This is a genomic window from Serratia sp. MYb239 (assembly GCF_002966855.1).
GTDB classification, from domain to species: domain Bacteria; phylum Pseudomonadota; class Gammaproteobacteria; order Enterobacterales; family Enterobacteriaceae; genus Serratia_B; species Serratia_B rhizosphaerae.
This window is the reverse complement of the sequence record NZ_CP023268.1, coordinates 3,704,957-3,728,610: the sequence shown is the minus strand read 5'-3', so window position 1 is coordinate 3,728,610 and position 23,654 is coordinate 3,704,957. Positions and strand designations below refer to the sequence as shown.

Sequence of the window (23,654 nt, the reverse complement as noted above, 5' to 3'; positions counted from 1 at the left end):
TTGGTCATGAGTTCCCACCACCACGATAATGTCGCCGCTGACGACAATGAACTGGAGCGCCTGCTGAAGCTGGCGGTCAGCGAAGCGGCGCACCGGCCGGCGTTTTTCCGCGAGCTGCTGGAGTCGACCGTCTATATCCTAGGCGACGGCGAGCAGGTGCAGCAGCAGGGCGAAATCGTCCTGAATGCGGATACGCCGGTGAACATTCAGCATTGGGAAAAGCAGGACGGCAGCAGCGTCGTGCCGTTCTTTTCTTCCCTGCGTCTGCTGCAGCAGGCGGTAGAGGACGAACAGCCGTTTATCGCCATGCCGGCGCGGGTACTGTTTGAAATTACCCAGGGCGCTGAACTGTTCCTGAACCCGAAGGCGGAATACGGCAAAGAGTTTTATCCGGAAGAAGTGGCGATGCTGCTGGCGAACGGCGGGGTGAGCAAGCCGGTTGAACACTATATCGATAAAGAATCGCAAATCCTGCTTGGCCAGCCGGAGGTGTATCCGGCGGCGATGGTGGATGCGCTGACCACGCTGTTCAGCCAGCGCAAGCCGGTACGCCGGGCATTCCTGGCCCTGATGCATGACCGTGCGCTGGATGAGAAACCCAATCTGCTGGTCGGCGTGGAAGTGGACGGCGATGCGGCGGAGATCGATGCGCTGATTCAGGAAGCGGGCAGCGTCGCCAGCGAAGCGCTGCCGGACGATGAGCCGGTGGACTTCTGCCTGGTGTCGGAAAAAGAGCGCGGCGTCAGTCACTACCTGATCGCCCATACCCAGCCGTTCTATCAGCGTCGCTGGGGCAGCTGGCTGCGCAACATCATTCCTTCCACGGATACCACCCAATAGCGGCGCATTGTTGTACGCCGGCGGGGCGTTGGCGGCAAAATCGTCGCCGGCGCTAATATTTTTTTAAAGAAATGTTGGTTTTCCCGTAGGCAAGCGTTAACAGCGCACATATAATTTGCGCCACTTGAACAAGGCCGGCGGATTTTTTCTGAGTCCGGCCCGTATTAGGAAGTTAGACTGAGGCCATTATGACCGTAGAACGTACCTTTTCCATCGTTAAACCAAACTCCGTAGCCAACAACGACATCGGCGCTATCTATGCGCGTTTCGAGCGTGCGGGTTTCAAAATCATCGCTGCTAAAATGCTGAAGCTGAGCCGTGAGCAAGCTGAAGGCTTCTACGCTGAGCACAAAGGCCGTCCATTCTTCGATGGTCTGGTTGAGTTCATGACCTCTGGCCCGATCATGGTGCAGGTTCTGGAAGCAGAAAACGCGATCCAGCGTAACCGCGACATCATGGGTGCAACCAACCCGGACAACGCGCTGGCCGGCACTCTGCGTGCTGACTTCGCGGACAGCTTCACCGCTAACGCGGTGCACGGTTCCGACTCCCCGGAATCCGCTGCGCGTGAAATCGCTTACTTCTTCAACGACAGCGAAATCTGCCCGCGTTGATAGCGTTGGTTTCTACCGACAAGGGGTAATATTCACCGGCTGAAACAATAAAAATGCCCTGAATGCTTTCCCGTCGTGGAAACTCGCTACTAAAATTTGTACAATGCCGCGCCCTGGATGAGTCAGCTTGTCCAGGGCGTGTTTTATCCCGGCACTGTCCGCCGCCTGAAAGCGACGGCAGGGATAACAACACACTTCGCCCATTCTTGTTCCCGAAAGGGAGCCAGCCATAACGTGTAATAACGAGGCTAAAGATCATTATGTTAGAACCCATCGCGTCCGAGCACACCGTGTCTGAAAATAATTCTATGCAAGATCAATCCGTTAAAACGGAGCAACCGGCTGCCGCCAAAATTAACCTGCTGGATCTGAACCGCCAGCAAATGCGTGAGTTTTTCGCCTCGCTGGGCGAAAAGCCGTTCCGCGCCGACCAGGTCATGAAGTGGATCTATCACTACTGCTGCGATGACTTCGAGCAGATGACCGATATCAACAAGGTGCTGCGTGGCAAACTGCAGCAGATTGCCGAAATTCGCGCGCCGGAAGTGGCCGAAGAGCAACGTTCGAGCGATGGCACCATCAAGTGGGCGATCAAAGTCGGCGACCAGCAGGTTGAAACCGTCTATATCCCGGAGGCCGACCGTGCGACGCTGTGCGTCTCTTCACAGGTAGGCTGCGCCCTGGAGTGTAAATTCTGCTCCACCGCGCAGCAGGGCTTTAACCGCAACCTGCGCGTGTCGGAAATCATCGGCCAGGTGTGGCGTGCGGCGAAAATCATCGGCGCGCAGAAGGTGACCGGCCAGCGTCCGATCACCAACGTGGTGATGATGGGCATGGGCGAGCCGCTGCTCAACCTGACCAACGTGGTGCCGGCGATGGAAATCATGCTCGACGACTTCGGCTTCGGCCTGTCGAAGCGCCGCGTAACGCTGTCGACCTCGGGCGTGGTGCCGGCCCTGGATAAACTGGGCGACATGATCGACGTAGCGCTGGCGATCTCGCTGCATGCACCGAATGACGCGGTGCGCGATGAAATCGTGCCGATTAACCGCAAATACAATATCGAAGCCTTCCTGGCCGGGGTGCGCCGCTATCTGGCGAAATCCAACGCCAACCAGGGGCGGGTGACGGTGGAGTATGTGATGCTGGATCACGTTAACGACAGCACCGACGATGCGCATCAGCTGGCGGAAGTGCTGAAGGATACGCCGTGCAAGATTAACCTGATCCCATGGAACCCGTTCCCGGGCGCGCCGTATGGCCGCAGCTCCAACAGCCGGGTCGATCGTTTCTCCAAAGTGTTGATGGAATACGGCTTTACGACTATTGTTCGTAAAACCCGCGGCGATGATATCGACGCGGCCTGCGGGCAGCTGGCGGGCGAGGTAATCGACCGCACCAAGCGCACGCTGAAAAAGAAAATAGCCGGGGAACCTATCAAGGTGCAGACGGTCTGAAGTCTATAGGAAGATTTTAGTTATCTAACAGCCTGTTATGTAAGCAGCAATCCCTCAGGCGATCGGGTAACATCGTACAAGGAGTTCAAACGGCATGAAGCTGAAATCCTGGGGATGGCTGTTGACGGCAGGCCTGTTGGCCGGCTGTTCCGGTTCGGTGCCGGATAACCCGGCGGCGGCGCAGACGCGTCTGCAGCTGGGTTTGGCGTATCTGCAGCAGGGCAACCTGGAGGCGGCGCGTAAAAATCTGGCGAAGGCGGCGGACGCCGCGCCGCAGGATTACCGCACCCAGCTGGGGATGGCGCTGTATCAGCAGCGCATCGGCGCGTCCGATGCTGCGCGGCAGCGTTATCAGCAGGCGCTGAAACTGGCGCCGGGCAATGGTAGCGTATTGAATAATTACGGTGCGTTTCTTTGCAGTTTAGGGCAGTATGTAGAGGCGCAACAGCAGTTTAGCGCCGCGGCGTCAGCCGCCGATTACGGCCAGATCGCCGACAGTCTGGAAAACGCGGGTTACTGTTTTTTACAGGCTGATCAATACGATCGGGCGCGGCCGCTGCTGATGAAGGCGTTAAAGATCGACCCGGATAAAGGCTCACCGCTGTTGGTTGAGGCTGAAAAGCAATTTGGTGCAGGGAAACGTGCGCAGTCGCAGTTTCTATTGGATGTTTATCAGCACGTTCTGCCGGCCAGCGCCGACAGTTTATGGTTACAGATTCGTTTCGCCGCGTTAGCCGGCCGTCAGGATAGCGTTCAGCGCTATGGAAGGCAGTTAGCGCGAAGTTTTCCACAATCCAAACAGTACCAGCAGTTCTTAGCCGATGAATACTGAAGCCTCCCAAGACAAAACCGTATCCATGACGACAGGCGAGCGCCTGCGTCAGGCCCGAGAGCAGCTCGGGCTGAGTCAGCAGGCCGTTGCGGAACGCCTGTGCCTCAAAATGTCTACCGTACGCGACATCGAAGCGGACAACCTGTCGGACGATCTGGCTTCGACCTTTGTGCGCGGTTATATCCGCTCTTACGCCAAGCTGGTGCATGTGCCGGAGGATGAACTGCTGCCGGCGATGGCCAAGCAGACGCCGGTGAAGATGGCCAAAGTGGCGCCGATGCAAAGCTTTTCATTGGGCAAACGGCGCAAGAAGCGCGACGGCTGGCTGATGAGCTTTACCTGGCTGATCCTGTTTGTGGTGATCGGCCTGACCGGCGCCTGGTGGTGGCAAAATCACAAGGCGCAGCAGGATGAGATTGCCAACATGGCCAACCAGTCATCGGCGCAGCTGTCGCAGCAGAGCGAAGGCCAGTCGGTACCGCTGACGGACAATAATGCCGATACGCAGACGCCGGCAGCGGATGCCGCTCCAACGCCTGCGCCGGCCGACAGTGCGCCGGCAGCGCCTGCGCCGTCCACACCATCGGTCGCCAGCGGCAGCGACGCCGCGCAGCAGCCAGCGGTGGTGGCGCCAAGCCAGGCCAGCATTCCTGATGCCGCGCCTGCCGATAACGCCGCGTCATTGCCGACCGGTGATGCCGCCATGGCCGCGCCGGCGGTCGACCCGAATGCGCTGGTGATGGATTTTTCCGCCGATTGCTGGTTGCAGGTCACCGACGCCAGCGGTAAAACGCTGTTCAGCGGCATGCAGAAAAGCGGCGGTAAGCTGAACCTGACCGGCTCCGCGCCTTACAAGCTGACCATCGGTGCGCCGGCGGCAGTGCAGATTCAATATCAAGGTAAACCGGTAGATTTAAGCCGGTTTGTTAAGTCAAACCGTGTTGCCCGTCTGACCGTTGCCGCGCAGTGATTGCGCGGCTGGCGTCTTGAGTGATGAGCAGCAATGGAGAAGAGTAAGTGATGCATAACCAAGCACCCATTAACCGTCGCAAATCAACACGCATTTACGTCGGCAAGGTGCCCATTGGCGATGGCGCGCCGATTGCGGTGCAGTCCATGACCAATACCCGTACTACCGATGTTGAAGCCACGGTTAACCAGATCAAATCGCTGGAGCGCGTCGGCGTTGATATCGTCCGCGTTTCCGTACCGACCATGGACGCCGCCGAGGCGTTCAAGCAGATCAAGCAGCGGGTCAACGTACCTCTGGTGGCGGATATCCACTTCGATTACCGCATCGCCCTGCAGGTGGCCGAATACGGCGTCGATTGCCTGCGTATCAACCCCGGCAATATCGGCAACGAATCGCGCATTCGCTCAGTGGTTGACTGCGCGCGCGATAAGAACATCCCGATTCGTATCGGCGTCAACGGCGGTTCGCTGGAAAAAGACCTGCAGGAAAAGTACGGCGAACCAACGCCGGAAGCGCTGCTGGAATCCGCGATGCGCCACGTCGATATTCTCGACCGTCTCAACTTCGACCAGTTCAAGGTCAGCGTGAAAGCCTCCGACGTATTCCTGGCGGTGCAGTCCTATCGCCTGCTGGCCGCGCGCATCGATCAGCCTTTGCACCTGGGGATTACCGAAGCCGGCGGCGCACGCAGCGGGTCGGTGAAGTCGGCCATTGGTCTGGGCCTGCTGCTGTCGGAAGGCATCGGTGATACGCTGCGCATCTCGCTGGCGGCGGATCCGGTGGAAGAGGTGAAGGTCGGCTTCGATATTCTGAAGTCATTGCGTATCCGTTCGCGCGGTATCAACTTTATCGCCTGCCCGACCTGCTCGCGTCAGGAGTTCGACGTGATCGGCACGGTCAATGCGCTGGAGCAGCGCCTGGAAGACATCATCACGCCGATGGATGTATCGATTATCGGCTGCGTGGTCAATGGCCCGGGCGAGGCGCTGGTCTCGACGATGGGCGTGACCGGCGGCCATAAGAAAAGCGGCTTCTATGAAGACGGCGTGCGTCAGAAAGAGCGCTTTGATAACGAACAGATGATTGACCAGCTGGAAGCCAAGATCCGCGCCAAAGCGGCGATGATGGATGAAAGCAACCGCATTACGGTCAACATGCTGGAAAAGTAAGCACTATTGCCGGGCAGGCCTGATGTCTGCCCCCCAGATGAACCCGGGGGCGCTTGCGCATTGAATCACGCAGGCGAAAGTCCCTATAATCGGGTTCATTTTTATATAAAACGAACAGAGAACTCACGTGGCAAAAAACATTCAAGCCATTCGCGGCATGAACGATTACCTGCCGGCAGAAACGGCATTATGGCAGCGTATTGAGGGCACCCTGAAGCAGGTGCTGGGCAGCTATGGTTACAGCGAAATCCGGTTGCCGATTGTAGAGCAGACCCCGTTGTTTAAACGCGCCATCGGTGAAGTGACCGACGTCGTGGAAAAAGAGATGTATACCTTCGACGACCGCAACGGCGAGAGCCTGACGCTGCGTCCTGAAGGTACGGCGGGTTGCGTACGCGCCGGTATCCAACATGGTCTGCTGTACAATCAGGAACAGCGTCTGTGGTATATCGGCCCGATGTTCCGTTATGAACGTCCGCAGAAAGGCCGCTATCGCCAGTTCCATCAGCTGGGCGCCGAAGTATTCGGCCTGCAGGGGCCGGATATCGATGCTGAACTGATCCTGCTGACCGCGCGCTGGTGGAAAGCGCTGGGCATCGCCGATCACGTCAAGCTGGAGCTGAACTCCATCGGTTCGCTGGAGGCGCGCGCCAACTACCGCGATGCGCTGGTGGCGTTCCTGGAGCAGCACGTCGAGGTGTTGGATGAAGACTGCAAGCGTCGCATGTACAGCAACCCGCTGCGGGTGCTGGATTCGAAGAACCCGGACGTACAGGCGCTGCTGAATGATGCGCCGCGCCTGTCCGAGTATCTGGACGACGAGTCCAGAGCGCATTTCGACGGCCTGTGTGAACTTTTAACCGCCTCCGGCATCCCATATACCGTTAATGAGCGTCTGGTGCGCGGCCTGGATTATTACAACCGCACGGTGTTTGAGTGGGTCACCACCAGCCTGGGCGCGCAGGGTACCGTGTGCGCCGGCGGTCGTTACGACGGTCTGGTCGAGCAACTGGGCGGCCGCGCCACGCCGGCGGTAGGCTTCGCCATGGGGCTGGAGCGTCTGGTGCTGCTGGTGCAGGCGGTGAACCCGGAGTTCCAGCCCGATCCGGCGGTGGATATTTATGTCATCTCCTCCGGTGCAGGGGCGCAGAGCGCGGCGATGCGTCTGGCGGAGCAGGTGCGCGACGCTGCGCCGCAGCTGAAATTAATGACCAACTACGGCGGCGGCAACTTCAAGAAGCAAATCACCCGCGCGGATAAATGGGGCGCTCGCGTGGCGCTGATCCTGGGTGAAGATGAAGTGGCGCAGCAGCAGGTGGTGGTAAAAGACCTGCGTAGTGGTGAACAAGAAACGCTGGCGCAAAGCGAACTCGCGGCGAAGCTGGCTTTGATGTTAGGTTAAGGAGAAGGACACCGTGGAAGTCTATACCACCGAAAACGAACAGGTTGACGCTCTCCGTCGCTTCTTTGCCGAAAACGGCAAGGCGCTGGCGGTCGGCGTGGTGCTTGGCATTGGTGCCCTGGTTGGCTGGCGTATCTGGCAGAGTCATCAGGACTCCAATATGCTGGCTGCCTCCCAGTCTTATCAGCAGACCAGCGAAGCGCTGGCTGCCGGCAAATCGGGCGACGTCGCCGCTGCGGAGCAGTTCATTCAGGCGAATGGCAACAGCTATGGCGTGATGACGGCGATGGAGCTGGCGAAGCATTTCGTTGAACAAAAAGATTTTGCAAAAGCGGAACAGCAACTGGTGTTGGCGCAGGGGAAAGCGAAAGAAGATAACCTGCTGTCAATCGTTAACCTGCGTTTGGCGCGCGTCCAACTGCAGGAAAAAAAGCTGGATGAAGCACTGAAAACGCTGGATGGCGTCAAAGGCGAAGGCTGGGCGGCGATGCAGGCGGACATCCGCGGCGACGTACTGCTGGCGAAAGGCGACGCCAAGGGCGCGCGTGAAGCCTACAGCAAAGGTCTTGAATCCAATCCTTCTCAGGCTCAGCAGGCGCTGCTGCGCATGAAATTGAATAACTTGTCCAGCTAAGGGGAATTCCCAATGCAATTGCGTAAAACACTCTTGGTCGGGCTGGTTTCCGCCGCCCTGCTGAGCGGTTGTTCGCTGTTCAACAGCGAAGAAGACGTGGTCACCATGTCTCCGCTGCCAAAAGTTGAAAATCAGTTTACTCCGAGCAAAACCTGGAGCACCTCGGTCGGCGACGGCATCGGCGAATATTATTCGCACCTGCGTCCGGCCTACCAGGACGGCACCGTGTATGCTGCCGACCGTCATGGCATTGTGAAGGCGCTGGACGCCGAAAGCGGTAAAGAAAAGTGGAAGGCCGATCTGTCTGAGAAAACCGGCTTCTTCTCGAGTAACCGTTCAGCCTTGTTATCCGGCGGCGTGACGGTTGCCGGCTCCAATGCCTATGTGGGCAGCGAGAAGGCGGTGGTTTACGCACTTAACACCTCTGACGGCACGCTGGCCTGGCAGGCCAAGGCCGCCGGTGAAGTGTTGTCCCGTCCGGTGGTGAGCGACGGCATGGTGCTGGTGCATACCAGCAACGGCCAGCTGCAGGCGTTTAATGAGGCCGACGGCGCGGTGAAGTGGACCGTTAACCTGGATATGCCGGCGCTGTCTCTGCGCGGCGAATCCGCGCCGTCCACCGCTTACGGCGCAGCGATTGTCGGCGGTGATAACGGCCGCGTTAACGCCGTGCTGATGCAGCAGGGCCAGCTGATCTGGCAGCAGCGCATTTCCCAGCCGAGCGGCGCCACGGAAATCGACCGTCTGAATGACGTTGACACCACGCCGGTGATTGTTGACGGCGTAGTCTACGCATTGGGGTATAATGGCAACCTGGCGGCGCTGGATCTGCGCTCCGGCCAGATTATGTGGAAGCGCGAGCTGGGTTCCGTGAGCGACTTTATCGTTGATGCCGGCCGTATCTATATGGTTGACCAAAACGACCGCGTGATTGCCCTGAGCACCGAAGGCGGCGTGACCGTCTGGACGCAGAGCGAACTGCTGCACCGTAACCTGACGCCGCCGGCGATGTATAATGGTTACCTGGTGGTTGGCGATTCCGAAGGCTACCTGCACTGGATCAACACCACCGACGGCCGTTTCGTTGCTCAGCAGAAAGTGGACAGCTCCGGCTTCCTGTCTGCGCCGATGGTAGCGGGCGAGAAGCTGGTGGTGCAGGCCAAGGGCGGCGAGGTTTACGCATTTACCCGCTGAGCCCGGCCGCTCAAGCACCGAGACCCGCAGGCCAGGACATAACCGTCTAGAGGTGATGCGGGCACAACGGCTCCTGAAACGTTCAGGGGCCGTTTCGTATTTTTATAAGCTGCGCTGCCGGTGTCCATCCGTAGCGTGGTAACGCATTGATAATTAAGTAATAGAGGCTTCAACAATGATACCTGTCGTCGCGCTGGTCGGGCGCCCGAATGTGGGTAAATCCACCTTGTTTAACCGTTTGACACGTACGCGCGATGCGCTGGTGGCGGATTTCCCCGGGCTCACGCGTGACCGCAAGTATGGTCGTGCCGAAGTAGAGGGCAACGAATTTATCATCATCGATACCGGCGGCATCGACGGTACCGAGGATGGCGTCGAAACCCATATGGCCGGCCAGTCGCTGCTGGCGATTGAAGAAGCCGATATCGTGCTGTTTATGGTCGATGCGCGCGCCGGGCTGATGCCTGCCGATCAGGGCATTGCCCAGCATCTGCGCAGCCGTCAGAAGGCGACCTTTCTGGTGGCCAACAAAACTGACGGTATCGACCCGGATATGGCCAGCGCCGATTTCTACGCGCTGGGGCTGGGTGATGTGCATCCTATCGCCGCCTCTCACGGCCGTGGCGTGACGCAGCTGATTGAACACGTGCTGGTGCCGTTTGTGCCGGAAAAAGAGCAGGAAGTCGAGCTCACCGAAGCAGAGGCCAACGCCGCTTACTGGGCGGAGCAGAACGGCGAGCTGGAAGAAGAGGGCATCCCGGCGGATGAGGAAGATGACTTCAACCCGCAGGATCTGCCGATCAAACTGGCGATTGTCGGCCGGCCGAACGTTGGCAAATCCACGCTGACCAACCGCATCCTCGGCGAAGAGCGCGTGGTGGTGTACGACATGCCGGGCACCACCCGCGACAGCATCTACATTCCGATGGTGCGCGATGAGCGGGAATATGTGCTGATCGATACCGCCGGCGTGCGTAAGCGCGGCAAAGTAACGGAAACCGTAGAGAAATTCTCGGTGATCAAAACGCTGCAGGCGATCGAAGACGCCAACGTGGTGCTGCTGGTGATCGATGCGCGCGAAGGCATCTCCGATCAGGATCTGTCGCTGCTCGGCTTTATCCTCAACAGCGGGCGCTCGCTGGTGATTGCGGTCAACAAGTGGGACGGCATGAGCGAGGAAGACCGCGATCACGTCAAAGAGATGCTCGACCTGCGTCTGGGCTTCGTTGATTTTGCCCGCGTGCACTTTATTTCCGCACTGCACGGCAGCGGCGTCGGCAACCTGTTCGAGTCGGTGCAGGAAGCCTACGAATGCGCCACGCGCCGTGTTAACACCTCGCTGCTGACCAAGATCATGAACATGGCGGCGGACGACCACCAGCCGCCTTTGGTGCGCGGGCGTCGCGTGAAGCTGAAGTACGCCCACGCCGGTGGTTACAACCCGCCGATCGTGGTGATCCACGGCAACCAGGTGACCGACCTGTCGGATTCCTACAAGCGTTATCTGATGAACTACTTCCGCCGTTCGCTGAAGGTGATGGGGACGCCGATCCGTATCCAATTCAAAGAGGGTGAGAACCCGTTTGCCGGCAAGCGCAATACGCTGACGCCGACCCAGATGCGTAAGCGCAAACGCTTGATGAGCCATCTGAAGAAAGGCAAATAATTCGAGTGGCAGGAAGGCGGCAAGGGAAGGCATCCCGATGAGCTTACACAGGTAAGCGATTCGGGTGACTGAGCGCCGCCAACACACCTGAAACTTGGAGTATGACGGGTATAACAGGGCGCGGCGTTGACCGCGCCCTTTTTTATTTGTCCGAAATCGTTTTATTATCTGAGTATTATTGTTGCCGCACTTGAGTCTGAAGGAACACCATGTCCTGGGAAACCTGGAATTTTGCATTCAGCGTTACCGTACCGAATTTATTGATGATGTTGCTGGGCGTGTTCCTGCGCTATCGGCGTCTGATGGACGATCGCTTTATCGACGGCACCAGCAAGCTGGTGTTCAACCTGGCGCTGCCTTGCCTGCTGTTTTTCAGCATTGCCACCAACCATCCGCATATCCTGGCTAATCTGCCGCTGGTGATGTACGGCGCGCTGGGCACCGTCGCCACCTTTCTGATGCTGGAGATCGCCGCGCTGTGGCTGGTGAAAGAGCCGCGCGAGCGCGGCGTCTTCGTGCAGGGGGGCTTTCGCGCCAATACCGCCATCGTCGGCCTGGCCTATGCGATGACCGCCTACGGCGATGAGGGCGTGGCGCTGGGGTCGTTGTATCTGACGGTCACCGTGATTTTGTTCAACGTGCTGTCGGTGATCACCCTGACGCGCAGTCTGCAGGGCGGGCCGGACAAGAAAATCAGCCGCCTGTCGCTGCTGCGCGGCATCGTCACCAATCCGCTGATTATCGGCCTGGTGTGCGGGCTGGCGTATGCCCAGACCGGGCTGGGCATTCCGCAGGTGATTGTGCAGACCGGCAGCTATATCTCCGGCCTGTCGCTGCCGCTGGCGCTGCTGTGCACCGGCGCCAGCCTCGACCTGCGGGCGATGTTCCGTTCCTCCAACGTGGCGGCGCTCTCCTCGGCGGCCAAGCTGTTTGTGGTGCCGGTGCTGATGACGATGGGCGGCTGGCTGTGCGGCTTTGAGGGCGCGGCGCTGGGCATTATTTTCCTGTTTTCCGCCACGCCGACCGCCTCCGGCAGCTATGTCATGACGCGGGCGATGGGCGGCAACGCGACGCTGGCGGCCAATATTATCGCCATCACCACCGTCGGCTCTTTCTTCACCACCGCGCTGGGAATTTATTTCTTACGTTCCTGGGGCGCAATCTAACAGGAGAAAACGGATGGACGCACTGTGTCCCGACTGCGGTCAGCCGCTGGCGTGGGAGAAGGGTCACTTTCACTGTCAGGGCTGCCAGCGCGACTACCGACAGCTGGCCGACTGCCCGGAGTGCGGGCAGCCGCTGCAGGAACTGAAGGCCTGCGGCGCGGTAGATTACCTGTGCCAGCACGGCCACGGGTTAATCAGCAAAAAGCGCGTGCGCTTTCGCTATCTGCCGCTGACCTGATACGCCGCCGTACCGGCGGCGTAGCGCGCTATTTATCCACCTGGCCGGTCTGCCACAGATCGACCAGCGCCTGCGGCGCCTCGCTTTCCGGGATCAGCAGCACGATTTGGCTGCTGCCGTCCTGGCCGTAGTAATCAATCTGTACGCGAAAATAACGCTGGTCGCCGCGGCCGGGGGAGTCGGGCTGCCCCTCCTCGCGGGCGTAGGGCAGCGACTGATTGAGCAACTGTTCCAGACGTTGGCATTCATCCGGCGAAATATCGGCGACGACGATGCGCCGCAGTCCGGCCAGTTTGGGAATAAAGGCGAAGCCGCCTTCCCGGGCCAGTTCAATCACCGTTATCTGGCTGAACGATGGCAGCGGACGCATTATTCCACCCCCACTTGCCGCCAGGCCGCCTGAACTTTATCCGCCACCTGTTGGCTGAAACGTTGCCCGGCGTGCTTAACGGTCAGCGCGGCAAAGGTGGCGAAGTCGGCATCCTGCGGCAGCGCCTTGTCGCACAGCGTGTCGTACCACACTACGCCGGCCTGTTCCCAGGCATAGCCGCCCAGGGCGCTGGCCGCCAGATAAAACGCGCGGTTAGGAATGCCGGAATTGAGATGGACGCCGCCGTTATCCTCTTTGGTATCAATATAATCCTGCATGCTGGCGGGCTGCGGGTCTTTGCCCAGCAGCGGGTCGTCATAGGCGGTGCCGGGGGCGGACATCGAACGCAGCCCCTTGCCGTTGATGCCCTCGGCCAGCAGGCCTTCACCGATCAGCCAGTCGGCCTGCTCGGCGGTTTGCTTCAGGTGGAACTGTTTGACCATCGCGCCAAAGACGTCGGACAGCGACTCATTCAGCGCGCCGGCCTGCTGAAAATAGACCAGCCCGGCTTCGCTTTCGGTAACGCCGTGCGCCAGCTCGTGGCCGACGACGTCGATGGCGATGGTAAAGCGGTTGAAGATTTCGCCGTCGCCGTCGCCAAACACCATCTGCTGGCCATTCCAGAAGGCGTTCTGGTATTCGTGGCCGTAATGTACGCTGCCTGTCAGCACCAGCCCCTGGTTGTCCAGCGAGTTGCGTTTAAAGGCCTGCCAGAAGAAGTCGTAGGTAACGCCGAGGTAGTCGTAAGCTTCGTCCACCGCCACGTCACCGTTGCTGGGCTGGCCCTCTTTGCGCACCGCCTTGCCCGGCAGTTGGGTGCCGTTTTGCGCGTCATAGATATCGCGCTCCACGCTGCCGGCGGCGGCGGTTTGCGTGCCGGCGGCGCGCAGCGGCATATTGCCGAGCAGGCTCTGTACATGGTTCAGGGTATGCTGGGCGCAATCGCGCTGCGGTACGCTGCCGTGTTCGACGATTCGTCGCAGGATATAAGGCGGAATAACGGAACGAGCAAGCAGGTTAGACATGATGACTCTCCTTAGGCTGCCACGCCGGTTAACGCATCAGATGCACTCCGCTTAAGTGTAGTTCACACGTCATACAGCTTGTGGTGGTAAGTGCTCACCGCCGGCGTCGCCTGCTGCGCGTTCAGACGCTTGACCGATTCACGGATCGCCAGCCGCCCCTGCAGCAGCAGGTTGCAGACCGGGGCGTCCGGCCGCAGCATCCGCCGTTGCAGCAGTTGGATGGCTTCCGCGCCCAGTTCGTCGCGCGGCACGTGCAGCGAGGTCAGCGGCACGTCGTGGATTTCCGCCAGGTTGAAACCGTCCATACTCATCACCGACATATCGTTGGGTACGCTGAAGCCGAGCCGTTGTAGGGCGTTAACCGCGCCGACCGCCATATAGTCGCCGCCGGCAAGCACCGCCGTCGGCAATGCGTTGCGGTCAGCGAGCTGGCCGATAAAGGTCGCGAGCGCCTGCTCCGCCTCCGCGCTGCCGAAGCCGGAGGTGGTGATCAGCTGCCGGCTTTCATCAAACGGCATGTGCTGCTGCATATACGCCTGGCGTATGCCGGCCAGCCGCAGCTCCATGGTGCGGCGGCGCAGGCACTGTAGGTGCAGAATACGCTGGTGGCCCTGCTGCAGCAGATAGTCGGCGGAAAATTCGCCGATGCGCTGATGGTCGGGGGAGATGCTGTCGAGCCGCATGCTGCGGTCGCTGCAGTTGATCAGCACGCAGGGTTTATTGAGATCGGCGGCCAGCGCGTGGATATGCTCGTCATCGATGCCGATAATCAGCGCCGCCTGGGTTTGCGGCTCATTCATTTTGGCCAGGAACAGCGCCCCGTCGCTGTGCGTTTCTTCCAGCGCGCAATAGCGGATCCTGACCTCATGCTGCGCCAGCGCAGCGATAATCCCCTGAATCACCCGGTAGTAAAAAATATCGGTGCGCACGTCAAACGCGCGCTGTGGCGCAAACACCATCACGCTGTTGAGCATCAGGCGCCCGCTGGAAATGGCGTGCAAAATGCCGTTGCGCTGCGCGCACTCCAGCACCTTTTGCCGTGCGGCGCTGCTGGTGTTGGCCTTGCCCGCCAGAACCCGGGAAACCGTACTGATTGACAGGCCGGTTTGGCGGGCAATTTCCTGCACTTTCAGCTTTCCGTTCATTTTGTGATCTCGTTCAAATCGCGTGATGAAAATTTTTTCATAGCGCCGGTTCTGCGTATTTACTGGCGTTGCCGCCTTGTCGCGCCGTGGTTATTTAATGTATGAAAATTTTTGCAAAAAACCACGTTTCTCTGTTCATCGCTGGCCGATAGTCTGATCTGGTTCACCAATTTGCCCGAGTTATCAGGCCAATTTGGCGGTTTTACTGCACCGGATTGTCGTAACAGGGCGAGGTTTGCGCCGCTGTTAATCCCTCCGAATAACACATGTACCCATAAAAAGGCCGAAGCGACAGACGCCGACGCCGCGGAGCAGAGAAGATGAGTGTTGAGATAAACCAGGAAGCCGTGCACGGCGGACGGCGTAAGTTCAAATCGTTACGCTGGTGGATGCTGGCGCTGTTTCTGCTGGGGGTGACGGTCAACTACATTACCCGCAACTCGCTGGGCATTTTGGCGCCGGAGCTGAAAACCAGCCTGAATATGACCACCGAACAGTATTCCTGGGTCGTCGCCGCTTTCCAGCTGGCGTACACCCTGTTCCAGCCGCTGTGCGGCTGGCTGATTGACGTGATCGGCCTGAAAATGGGCTTCCTGATTTGCGCCAGCGTCTGGGCGTTGGTCTGTATGCTGCACGCCGGCGCGGGCAGCTGGCTGCAACTGGCGATCCTGCGTTTCTTTATGGGCGCATCGGAAGCCGCCGCCACGCCGGCCAACGCCAAGGCGATTTCCGACTGGTTCCCGAAAAAAGAGCGGCCGATTGCCGCCGGCTGGGCCGGGGTGGGCTTTTCCGTCGGCGCGATGCTGGCGCCGCCGATTATCGTGGTTGCTCACGTCTCCTTTGGCTGGCAGGGCGCATTTTTGTTCTCCGGCGCGCTGGCGATGGTTTGGGTGCTGCTGTGGTGGCGCTTCTATCATGCGCCGCAGCAGCACCCGAATCTGAGCCAACAGGAGCTGGCGCTGATCGGTGCGGACAATGAGCCAGAACTGGCGCGTCTGCCGTTTTTTAAATCCCTCAAACTGCTGGCCAAAAACAAAAAATTCTACGGTATCGCCATTCCGGCCTTCCTCGCCGAACCGGCCTGGGCGGTCTTCAGCTTCTGGGTGCCGCTGTACCTGGCCAGCGAACGCGGTATGGACCTGAAGCAGATCGCCATGTTCGCCTGGCTGCCGTTCTTGGCGGCGGATATCGGCAGCGTCGCCAGCGGCTACCTCACCACGCTGTACCGTAAATGGTTTGGCTGCACGCGCGTGAACTCGGTGGTCGCCAGCTCGGTGACCGGCGCTTTCCTGATGGTGTCGCTGGCGTTTGTGGCGATCACCAAAGATCCCTATCTGGCGATCCTGCTGATTTCGATCGGCGGTTTCGGCCACCAGGTGATCTCCTGCATGTTGAGCGCGCTGGTGGTGGAGTCGTTCGATAAAAATCAGGTGGCGACGGTCAACGGCATGCGCGGTTCCAGCGCCTGGATCGCCAGCTTCCTGTTCACGCTGCTGATCGGCGCGGTGTCCGATACCGTCGGCTTCGGCCCGCTATTTGTGGCGATGGGCTTCTTTGACCTGATCGGCGCGCTGTTCCTGATTGCCCTGATTGCCGAGCGCGGCAAGAAAAAAAACCTTAACCCGTAAGATGGATGCCCTATGAAAACGCTAAAGAACTGGAGCCTCGCCGGCCAATATGACGACCGCATCGAACTGCTGGTGGATGATCAGCATCTGTTTTGCCTCTACGTGCTGGAGGAGGATCTGTTCCGCGTGTTGCTGAAACGCAACGGCGAGCTGGCGCTGGACCGCACCTGGAGCATTGCGCCGCAGCAGGACGTGCCGTGGGAAGGGCGCGACCGGCTCAGCGTGGCGGGCTTCAGCCTGCCGGGCTACCGCCTGGAGCAGCATGACGATCGGCTGGTGGTGACCAGCGCCGCGCTGCGGGTGACGGTGCATCAGCCCCTGTGGCTGGAGTGGGAGTATTGCACCGCCGACGGGCAGTGGCGTCCGCTGGCGGCCGACCGGCCGACCAGCGCCTATCTGCTGAACGCGCACGGCGACGGCGTGGCGCACTATCAGCGCCGCTTCGGCGGCGAGCACTATTACGGGCTGGGGGAAAAATCCGGCGATCTGGAGCGCAGCGGTCGCCGCTTTGAGATGCGCAACCTGGACGCCATGGGCTACAACGCGGCCAGCACCGATCCGCTGTATAAGCATATTCCGTTTACCATCACCCGGCGCGAGGACGTCAGCTTCGGCCTGTTTTACGATAACCTGAGCAGCTGCTGGCTGGATCTGGGCAATGAGCTGGACAACTACCATCCGGCCTACCGCCGCTATCAGGCGGAGGCGGGGGATCTGGATTATTACCTGTTCCTCGGGCCGCAGGTGCTGGACGTGACCAAAGCGCTGCTGCGTCTGACCGGGAAAACGCACTTCGGTCCGAAGTGGAGCCTGGGTTACAGCGGCTCCACCATGCACTATACCGACGCGCCGGATGCGCAGCAGCAGCTGCAGCAGTTTATCGCCCTGTGCCGGCAGCATGAGATTCCCTGCGATTCGTTCCAGCTCTCCTCCGGCTATACCTCGATTAACGATAAACGCTACGTGTTCAACTGGAACTACGACAAGGTGCCGCAGCCGAAGGCGCTGAGCGCGGCGTTCCACCAGGCCGGGCTGAAGCTGGCGGCGAATATCAAACCCTGTCTGTTGCAGGACCACCCGCAGTACGCAGCGGTGGCGGAGCAGGGGCTGTTTATCCGCGACTCGCAAAGCGACGCGCCTGAGCGCTCGAGCTTCTGGGATGACGAAGGGTCACACCTCGACTTCACCAACCCGGCGACGGTGCGCTGGTGGCAGCAGGGCGTCACGCAGCAGCTGCTGGAGATGGGCATCGATTCCACCTGGAACGACAACAATGAATACGAAGTGTGGGATGGCGAAGCGCGCTGCCACGGTTTTGGCCGGCCGATCGCCATCAAGCATATCCGCCCGGTGATGCCGTTGCTGATGATGCGCGCCTCGATGGAGGCCCAGCAGCGCTTTGCCCCCGGCCTGCGGCCGTACCTGATTTCCCGTTCCGGCTGCGCCGGCATGCAGCGCTATGTACAGACCTGGAGCGGCGATAACCGCACCAGCTGGCAGACGCTGCGTTACAACATCCGCATGGGGCTGGGGATGAGCCTGTCCGGGCTGTATAACGTCGGTCATGACGTCGGCGGCTTCTCCGGTGATAAGCCGGACGCCGAGCTGCTGGTGCGCTGGGTGCAAAACGGCGTGATGCATCCGCGTTTTACCATTCACTCCTGGAACGACGACGCCACGGTGAACGAGCCATGGATGTACCCGGCAGCGACGCCGATGATCCGTCAGGCGATCAACCTGCGTTATCAGCTGATGCCGTATCTGTATACGCTGTTGTGGCAGGCCTGCGCCGAGGATGAGCCGATGCTGCGGCCGACATTCCTCGATCACGAGCAGGACAGCCGCGTCTGGTGCGAAAACGACGACTTTATGCTGGGGCGCGATCTGTTGGTGGCCAGCGTGGTGGAGCCGGAGCAGCGTGAGCGTACGGTATATCTGCCGGATAACCAGGCGGGCTGGTACTGCTTCTACAGCGGCCAGTGGTTCAGCGGCGGGCAGAGCGTGACGCTGCCGGCGCCGCTGGAGCGTTTGCCGCTGCTGGTGCGGGCCGGCGCCGCCTTGCCGCTTTCGCGCCGTCTGGCGCACGTTGACGTGGCGGCGGATGACCAGCGTGAACTTAAACTGTTCCCGCTGCAGCAGGGCGAGCGCTCAGGGCTGCTGTTTGAAGACGACGGCGAGAGCGACGCCTGGCGGCAGGGCGGCGCGCTGTGGCTGCGCTGGCGGATGCAGTGCGACGCAGAGCGTATTGCGCTGACGTTTAGCCATGAAGGGGATTTCCGTCCGGCGTGGCGGCGGCTGGCGGTGACGCTGCCGGCGGCGGAAACGCGCGAGCTGTGGATCAACGGGGAACGGGCGGACGGCTATTCGCTGAGCTAAACAAACGGGCGCCGTCATGGCGCCCGCTGAAGACTATTCCGCCGCGCGCTTCTTGCGCGGCTTGCTCACTTTTTTGATGGTTTTCACTTCGCTTTCCAGCCAGCCGTCCTGCAGACGGGTTTTCAGGATTTCGCCCACCTGCGCCTGTTTGGTGGTTTTCAGCACCTCGCCGCGCGGGGTTTGCGTCACGCTGTAGCCGCGCGCCAGCGTTGCCAGCGGGCTGACCGCCTCAAGCTGGCTGCAGGCCACGCCGAAGCGCTGGCGGTAGCCGCTCAGCTGACGTTCCAGCGCCTGCTGCAGCCGGTACTCCTGCTGTTGAATACGCTGCTGACAGCGGTGAATGCGCCCCAGCGGCTGCACCTGATTCAGGCGCTGCTGCAGGCGCTCGCTGCGGCGTGACGTCAGACGCAGCTGATGCTGCATGCCTTCTTCCAGCCGGCGCTGCAGTTTGAACAGCAGCGTCTGCTGACGCGCCAGCCGCAGGTGCGGGTGCTGTTGCTGCAGGCGGTGATGCAGGCGGCTGAACTGCTGCTGACGCTGCGCCAGGTAGTAGTCCATCGCCATTTCCAGCCGCTGCTGCTGCGACTGCAGCTGACGCAGCAGCTCCAGCTGATTGCGGCTGACCAGTTCGGCGGCGGCGGAAGGCGTGGGGGCGCGCAGATCGGCGACGAAATCGGCGATGGTGACGTCGGTTTCATGGCCGACGGCGCTGACCACCGGGATATGGCTGGCGAAAATCGCCCGCGCCACGCGTTCGTCGTTAAAGCTCCACAGATCTTCCAGCGAACCACCGCCGCGGCCGACGATCAGCACGTCGCACTCATCGCGCCGGTTGGCGGTTTCAATCGCCCGGACGATTTGCAGCGGCGCGTCCGCGCCCTGTACCGCGGTGGGGTAGATGACGATCGGCAGCGACGGATCGCGCCGCTGCAGCACCTGCAGAATATCGTGCAGCGCGGCGCCGCTGGCGGAGGTGATCACGCCGAGGCGTTTGGCCGGGCTGGGCAGCGGCTGTTTAAACTGCGGGTCGAACAGCCCTTCGGCCGCCAGCTGCTGCTTCAACTGTTCGAACTGCTGCTGCAGCAGGCCGTCGCCCGCCGGCTGCATGCTTTCGGCGATCAACTGATAATCGCCGCGCGGCTCATACAGCGTGATGCTGGCGCGCACCAGCACCTGCTGGCCGTTTTGCGGACGGAAGTTGACGCGGCGGTTGCTGTTGCGGAACATCGCGCAGCGTACCTGAGCGCGGTCGTCTTTCAGCGTGAAATACCAGTGGCCGGAAGCGGGCTGGGAGAAGTTTGAGATCTCGGCGGAGAGCCAAATCTGCCCCATCTCCATTTCCAGGAGCTGTTTAACCGTCTGATTCAGGCGGCTTACGGTAAAAATGGATGGTGCGGTAGGTAGCGACATGTGACCCAGATCAAATTTCAAAACAACCACTTAATTGACTGATACTACATGCCTCAAACAGCTAATCAAGAGTTTTTGTAAGAAAGTGCTGGAGGCAACCGATTCCGCTCTGTATAATGCCGCGGCAATATTTTATCTTTTCCGCATCCACCCTGGTGAGATATTGCCCATGCTACGTATCGCTAAAGAAGCTCTAACGTTTGACGACGTTCTCCTGGTTCCAGCCCACTCCACCGTTCTGCCGAACACCGCAGAATTAGGCACTCAGCTGACCAAAACCATCCGCCTGAATATCCCTATGCTGTCCGCAGCAATGGATACCGTTACCGAATCCGGCCTGGCTATCGCGCTGGCGCAGGAAGGCGGCCTCGGCTTCATCCACAAAAACATGTCTATTGAGCGTCAGGCTGAAGAAGTCAGCCGCGTGAAGAAACATGAAAGCGGCGTAGTTACCGACCCGCAGACCGTTACCCCGTCCACCACGCTGAAAGAAGTCAAAGAACTGACCGAACGTAACGGCTTTGCCGGCTACCCGGTGGTGACCGAAGACAACGAGCTGGTAGGCATCATCACCGGCCGCGACGTGCGCTTTGTGACCGACCTGAACCAGGCGGTGACCGCGGTCATGACGCCGAAAGATCGTCTGGTGACGGTGAAAGAGGGCGAGGCGCGTGAAGTGGTGCTGCAAAAAATGCACGAGAAGCGCGTTGAGAAAGCGCTGGTGGTTGACGAAAGTTTCCACCTGCTCGGCATGATCACCGTAAAAGATTTCCAGAAAGCAGAACGTAAGCCTAACGCCTGTAAAGATGAGCAGGGTCGCCTGCGCGTTGGCGCGGCGGTCGGCGCCGGCGCCGGCAACGAAGAGCGCATCGACGCGCTGGTCGCGGCAGGCGTTGACGTGCTGCTGATTGACTCCTCACACGGCCACTCCGAAGGCGTGCTGCAGCGCATCCGTGAAACCCGCGCCAAATACCCGGATCTGCAAATCGTCGGCGGCAACGTCGCGACCGCAGCCGGCGCCAAAGCGCTGGTTGAAGCCGGCGTCAGCGCGGTGAAAGTGGGCATCGGCCCTGGCTCCATCTGTACTACCCGTATCGTGACCGGCGTCGGCGTACCGCAGATTACCGCTATCTCCGATGCGGTTGCAGCGCTGGAAGGCACCGGTATTCCGGTCATCGCCGACGGCGGCATCCGCTTCTCCGGCGATATCGCCAAGGCGATCGCCGCGGGCGCATCCTGCGTGATGGTCGGCTCCATGCTGGCGGGCACCGAAGAATCTCCGGGCGAAATCGAGCTGTATCAGGGCCGTTCGTTCAAGTCCTACCGCGGTATGGGCTCGCTGGGCGCGATGTCCAAAGGCTCTTCTGATCGTTACTTCCAGACCGACAACGCGGCGGACAAACTGGTGCCGGAAGGCATCGAAGGCCGCGTGGCGTACAAAGGCATGCTGAAGGCCATCGTACACCAGCAGATGGGCGGCCTGCGCTCCTGCATGGGCCTGACCGGCTGCGGCACCATCGACGAACTGCGCACCAAGGCGGAATTCGTACGCATCAGCGGCGCCGGCATCCAGGAAAGCCACGTGCACGATGTGACCATCACTAAAGAGTCACCAAACTACCGTATGGGCTAACCCACGGCAGAGATGTTTATGCGTAGCGGCGTGGCATATCACGCCGCTGGCCCCGCAGAGAGCGGGGCCGTCACCACGCGCTTATTGTTGTTTTTTCTCCTTTTGTTGCTGGAATTCGCCTCACATGACACAAAATATTCATAAGCATCGCATTCTTATTCTGGACTTCGGTTCGCAGTACACCCAACTGGTTGCCCGTCGCGTGCGCGAAATCGGCGTTTACTGCGAGCTGTGGGCCTGGGACGTCAGCGAAGAGCAGATCCGCGAATTCAACCCGAGCGGCATCATCCTTTCCGGCGGCCCGGAAAGCACCACCGAACATAACAGCCCGCGCGCGCCGGAATACGTCTTCAACGCCGGCGTACCGGTGCTGGGCGTGTGCTACGGCATGCAGACCATGGCGATGCAGCTGGGCGGCCACGTACAAGGCTCCAACGAGCGTGAGTTCGGCTATGCGCAGGTGGAAGTGACCACCGAAAGCGCGCTGATCCGCGACATCGAAGACGCCATCAGCCCGGCAGGCAAACCGCTGCTGGACGTATGGATGAGCCACGGCGACAAAGTCACCGCCATCCCGTCCGACTTTGTGACCGTTGCCAGCACCGACACCTGCCCGTTCGCCATTATGGCCAACGAAGAAAAACGCTTCTACGGCGTGCAGTTCCACCCGGAAGTGACCCATACCCGTCAGGGCCAGCGCATGCTGGAGCGTTTTGTGCTGGATATCTGCCAGTGTGAAGCGCTGTGGACGCCGGCCACCATCATCGAAGATGCGGTTGAACGCATTCGCGAGCAGGTGGGTGAAGACCACGTGATCCTCGGCCTGTCCGGCGGCGTGGACTCTTCCGTTACCGCGATGCTGCTGCACCGCGCCATTGGCAAGCGCCTGACCTGCGTCTTCGTCGACAACGGCCTGCTGCGCCTGAATGAAGCCAACCAGGTGATGGAAATGTTCGGCGACCACTTCGGCCTGAACATCGTGCACGTGCCGGCGGAAGAGCGCTTCCTGAGCGCGCTGGCGGGCGTGGACGAGCCGGAAGCCAAGCGTAAAATCATCGGCCGCGTGTTCGTTGAAGTGTTTGACGAAGAAGCCTGCAAGCAAGAGCAGGTGAAATGGCTGGCGCAGGGCACCATCTATCCTGACGTGATCGAATCTGCCGCTTCCGCCACCGGTAAAGCGCACGTGATCAAGTCGCACCACAACGTGGGCGGCCTGCCGAAAGAGATGAAGCTGGGCCTGGTCGAGCCGCTGAAAGAGCTGTTCAAAGACGAAGTACGCAAGATCGGTCTGGAGCTGGGCCTGCCTTACGACATGCTGTACCGTCACCCGTTCCCGGGGCCGGGTCTGGGCGTGCGCGTGCTGGGCGAAGTGAAGAAAGAGTACTGCGACCTGCTGCGCCGTGCCGACGCCATCTTCATCGAAGAGCTGCATAAAGCCGACCTGTACAACAAGGTCAGCCAGGCGTTCACCGTGTTCCTGCCTGTGCGCTCCGTCGGCGTGATGGGCGACGGCCGTAAATACGACTGGGTTGTTTCGCTGCGTGCGGTGGAAACCATCGACTTTATGACCGCGCACTGGGCGCACCTGCCGTATGAGTTTCTCGGCCGCGTTTCCAACCGCATCATCAACGAAGTAGACGGCATCTCCCGCGTGGTGTACGACATCAGCGGCAAGCCGCCGGCGACGATTGAGTGGGAATGATTTAACGTCATAGCCAGCACATAAAGCAGTAAAACATCGACTAAGCCCGCGTAACCGCGGGCTTTTTTTGTTTGCTTCCCGGTAGTTTTTATCTCAGAAACCGGTAATTTTTTATGGTATCGCCGATGGTATTATCAAGGCTCGATGTGATGGAACAACTCGATGCCTGAGTCATTATTT

At 60.0% G+C, this 23,654-nt stretch carries 20 protein-coding genes; 16 read left to right on the top strand and 4 right to left on the bottom strand.

The window, feature by feature from the left end:
• The first annotated feature begins 6 nt into the window (after positions 1–6).
• The 12 genes from sseB (at position 7) to CLM71_RS17835 (ending at position 12,185) form a co-directional block, all read left to right on the top strand.
• Positions 7–840 (top strand): enhanced serine sensitivity protein SseB, encoded by an 834-nt coding sequence (sseB, locus tag CLM71_RS17895; protein WP_105232189.1) that lies wholly within the window; start codon positions 7–9, stop codon positions 838–840.
• A gap of 188 nt (positions 841–1,028) precedes the next feature.
• The gene (gene ndk, locus CLM71_RS17890) at positions 1,029–1,454 is read left to right on the top strand and encodes a nucleoside-diphosphate kinase (protein ID WP_015673416.1); all 426 of its coding nucleotides are present in this window, start codon (positions 1,029–1,031) and stop codon (positions 1,452–1,454) included.
• Positions 1,455–1,714: 260 nt separating this feature from the next.
• Complete coding sequence (locus CLM71_RS17880; protein ID WP_105232187.1) at positions 1,715–2,911, top strand: bifunctional tRNA (adenosine(37)-C2)-methyltransferase TrmG/ribosomal RNA large subunit methyltransferase RlmN; 1,197 nt, start codon at positions 1,715–1,717, stop codon at positions 2,909–2,911.
• A gap of 94 nt (positions 2,912–3,005) precedes the next feature.
• On the top strand, positions 3,006–3,743 hold the full coding sequence (gene pilW / locus CLM71_RS17875; protein WP_105232186.1) for a type IV pilus biogenesis/stability protein PilW: 738 nt from the start codon (positions 3,006–3,008) through the stop codon (positions 3,741–3,743).
• Positions 3,733–4,713: a cytoskeleton protein RodZ gene (rodZ, locus tag CLM71_RS17870; protein ID WP_105232185.1), complete on the top strand. Its 981-nt coding sequence runs from the start codon at positions 3,733–3,735 to the stop codon at positions 4,711–4,713. The genes pilW and rodZ overlap by 11 nt, the downstream gene beginning before the upstream one ends.
• A 50-nt stretch (positions 4,714–4,763) precedes the next feature.
• Positions 4,764–5,885: a flavodoxin-dependent (E)-4-hydroxy-3-methylbut-2-enyl-diphosphate synthase gene (gene ispG / locus CLM71_RS17865; RefSeq protein ID WP_105232184.1), complete on the top strand. Its 1,122-nt coding sequence runs from the start codon at positions 4,764–4,766 to the stop codon at positions 5,883–5,885.
• Positions 5,886–6,012: 127 nt separating this feature from the next.
• On the top strand, positions 6,013–7,287 hold the full coding sequence (gene hisS, locus CLM71_RS17860) for a histidine--tRNA ligase (RefSeq protein WP_105232183.1): 1,275 nt from the start codon (positions 6,013–6,015) through the stop codon (positions 7,285–7,287).
• A 13-nt stretch (positions 7,288–7,300) separates the two neighbouring features.
• Positions 7,301–7,921 (top strand): YfgM family protein, encoded by a 621-nt coding sequence (locus CLM71_RS17855; RefSeq protein WP_105232182.1) that lies wholly within the window; start codon positions 7,301–7,303, stop codon positions 7,919–7,921.
• A 12-nt stretch (positions 7,922–7,933) separates the two neighbouring features.
• Positions 7,934–9,115, top strand: a complete 1,182-nt coding sequence (gene bamB, locus CLM71_RS17850; protein WP_105232181.1) for an outer membrane protein assembly factor BamB — start codon at positions 7,934–7,936, stop codon at positions 9,113–9,115.
• Between the two features lie 175 nt (positions 9,116–9,290).
• A complete protein-coding gene (der, locus tag CLM71_RS17845) occupies positions 9,291–10,781 on the top strand; it encodes a ribosome biogenesis GTPase Der (protein ID WP_105232180.1) in 1,491 nt (496 codons plus the stop codon).
• Between the two features lie 209 nt (positions 10,782–10,990).
• Complete coding sequence (locus CLM71_RS17840; protein WP_105232179.1) at positions 10,991–11,947, top strand: AEC family transporter; 957 nt, start codon at positions 10,991–10,993, stop codon at positions 11,945–11,947.
• A 13-nt stretch (positions 11,948–11,960) separates the two neighbouring features.
• A complete protein-coding gene (locus CLM71_RS17835) occupies positions 11,961–12,185 on the top strand; it encodes a zinc ribbon domain-containing protein (protein WP_105232178.1) in 225 nt (74 codons plus the stop codon).
• 28 nt (positions 12,186–12,213) lie between these two features.
• Here the strand turns inward: CLM71_RS17835 and CLM71_RS17830 are convergent, their stop codons facing one another.
• From CLM71_RS17830 to CLM71_RS17820, 3 genes are all read right to left on the bottom strand, one after another.
• Positions 12,214–12,555 carry a protealysin inhibitor emfourin gene (locus CLM71_RS17830; protein ID WP_105232177.1) on the bottom strand — a complete coding sequence of 114 codons (342 nt, stop codon included), beginning with the start codon at positions 12,553–12,555 and terminating at the stop codon, positions 12,214–12,216.
• The gene (locus tag CLM71_RS17825; RefSeq protein ID WP_105232176.1) at positions 12,555–13,580 is read right to left on the bottom strand and encodes a M4 family metallopeptidase; all 1,026 of its coding nucleotides are present in this window, start codon (positions 13,578–13,580) and stop codon (positions 12,555–12,557) included. The genes CLM71_RS17830 and CLM71_RS17825 overlap by 1 nt, the downstream gene beginning before the upstream one ends.
• 62 nt (positions 13,581–13,642) lie before the next feature.
• Positions 13,643–14,725 (bottom strand): LacI family DNA-binding transcriptional regulator, encoded by a 1,083-nt coding sequence (locus tag CLM71_RS17820; RefSeq protein ID WP_105232175.1) that lies wholly within the window; start codon positions 14,723–14,725, stop codon positions 13,643–13,645.
• Positions 14,726–15,045: 320 nt separating this feature from the next.
• On the opposite strand from CLM71_RS17820, the gene CLM71_RS17815 reads away from it, so the two are divergent.
• Together CLM71_RS17815 and CLM71_RS17810 are read left to right on the top strand one after the other, a co-directional pair.
• Entirely contained in the window at positions 15,046–16,353 is a 1,308-nt protein-coding gene (locus tag CLM71_RS17815) for an MFS transporter (protein ID WP_105232174.1), read from the top strand.
• A 12-nt stretch (positions 16,354–16,365) separates the two neighbouring features.
• Complete coding sequence (locus CLM71_RS17810) at positions 16,366–18,729, top strand: glycoside hydrolase family 31 protein (RefSeq protein WP_105232173.1); 2,364 nt, start codon at positions 16,366–16,368, stop codon at positions 18,727–18,729.
• Between the two features lie 33 nt (positions 18,730–18,762).
• Here CLM71_RS17810 and xseA read toward each other — a convergent pair whose 3' ends face one another.
• Positions 18,763–20,139: an exodeoxyribonuclease VII large subunit gene (xseA, locus tag CLM71_RS17805; RefSeq protein ID WP_105233483.1), complete on the bottom strand. Its 1,377-nt coding sequence runs from the start codon at positions 20,137–20,139 to the stop codon at positions 18,763–18,765.
• A gap of 169 nt (positions 20,140–20,308) precedes the next feature.
• On the opposite strand from xseA, the gene guaB reads away from it, so the two are divergent.
• Both guaB and guaA read left to right on the top strand, forming a co-directional pair.
• Positions 20,309–21,772, top strand: coding sequence for an IMP dehydrogenase (gene guaB / locus CLM71_RS17800; protein WP_145961106.1), 1,464 nt, complete (start codon positions 20,309–20,311; stop codon positions 21,770–21,772).
• A gap of 124 nt (positions 21,773–21,896) precedes the next feature.
• Positions 21,897–23,474 carry a glutamine-hydrolyzing GMP synthase gene (gene guaA, locus CLM71_RS17795; protein WP_105232171.1) on the top strand — a complete coding sequence of 526 codons (1,578 nt, stop codon included), beginning with the start codon at positions 21,897–21,899 and terminating at the stop codon, positions 23,472–23,474.
• Positions 23,475–23,654: the final 180 nt, after the last annotated feature.

Bases quoted from the DNA above. Each gene is read 5' to 3' on its own strand.
- xseA (WP_105233483.1), bottom strand. From the start codon at position 20,139: ATGTCGCTACCTACCGCACCATCCATTTTTACCGTAAGCCGCCTGAAT.
- guaA (WP_105232171.1), top strand. From the start codon at position 21,897: ATGACACAAAATATTCATAAGCATCGCATTCTTATTCTGGACTTCGGT.
- rodZ (WP_105232185.1), top strand. From the start codon at position 3,733: ATGAATACTGAAGCCTCCCAAGACAAAACCGTATCCATGACGACAGGC.
- CLM71_RS17820 (WP_105232175.1), bottom strand. From the start codon at position 14,725: ATGAACGGAAAGCTGAAAGTGCAGGAAATTGCCCGCCAAACCGGCCTG.
- ispG (WP_105232184.1), top strand. From the start codon at position 4,764: ATGCATAACCAAGCACCCATTAACCGTCGCAAATCAACACGCATTTAC.
- der (WP_105232180.1), top strand. From the start codon at position 9,291: ATGATACCTGTCGTCGCGCTGGTCGGGCGCCCGAATGTGGGTAAATCC.
- CLM71_RS17815 (WP_105232174.1), top strand. From the start codon at position 15,046: ATGAGTGTTGAGATAAACCAGGAAGCCGTGCACGGCGGACGGCGTAAG.
- CLM71_RS17840 (WP_105232179.1), top strand. From the start codon at position 10,991: ATGTCCTGGGAAACCTGGAATTTTGCATTCAGCGTTACCGTACCGAAT.
- CLM71_RS17825 (WP_105232176.1), bottom strand. From the start codon at position 13,580: ATGTCTAACCTGCTTGCTCGTTCCGTTATTCCGCCTTATATCCTGCGA.
- pilW (WP_105232186.1), top strand. From the start codon at position 3,006: ATGAAGCTGAAATCCTGGGGATGGCTGTTGACGGCAGGCCTGTTGGCC.
- CLM71_RS17835 (WP_105232178.1), top strand. From the start codon at position 11,961: ATGGACGCACTGTGTCCCGACTGCGGTCAGCCGCTGGCGTGGGAGAAG.
- CLM71_RS17830 (WP_105232177.1), bottom strand. From the start codon at position 12,555: ATGCGTCCGCTGCCATCGTTCAGCCAGATAACGGTGATTGAACTGGCC.
- guaB (WP_145961106.1), top strand. From the start codon at position 20,309: ATGCTACGTATCGCTAAAGAAGCTCTAACGTTTGACGACGTTCTCCTG.
- CLM71_RS17810 (WP_105232173.1), top strand. From the start codon at position 16,366: ATGAAAACGCTAAAGAACTGGAGCCTCGCCGGCCAATATGACGACCGC.
- bamB (WP_105232181.1), top strand. From the start codon at position 7,934: ATGCAATTGCGTAAAACACTCTTGGTCGGGCTGGTTTCCGCCGCCCTG.
- ndk (WP_015673416.1), top strand. From the start codon at position 1,029: ATGACCGTAGAACGTACCTTTTCCATCGTTAAACCAAACTCCGTAGCC.
- sseB (WP_105232189.1), top strand. From the start codon at position 7: ATGAGTTCCCACCACCACGATAATGTCGCCGCTGACGACAATGAACTG.
- CLM71_RS17880 (WP_105232187.1), top strand. From the start codon at position 1,715: ATGTTAGAACCCATCGCGTCCGAGCACACCGTGTCTGAAAATAATTCT.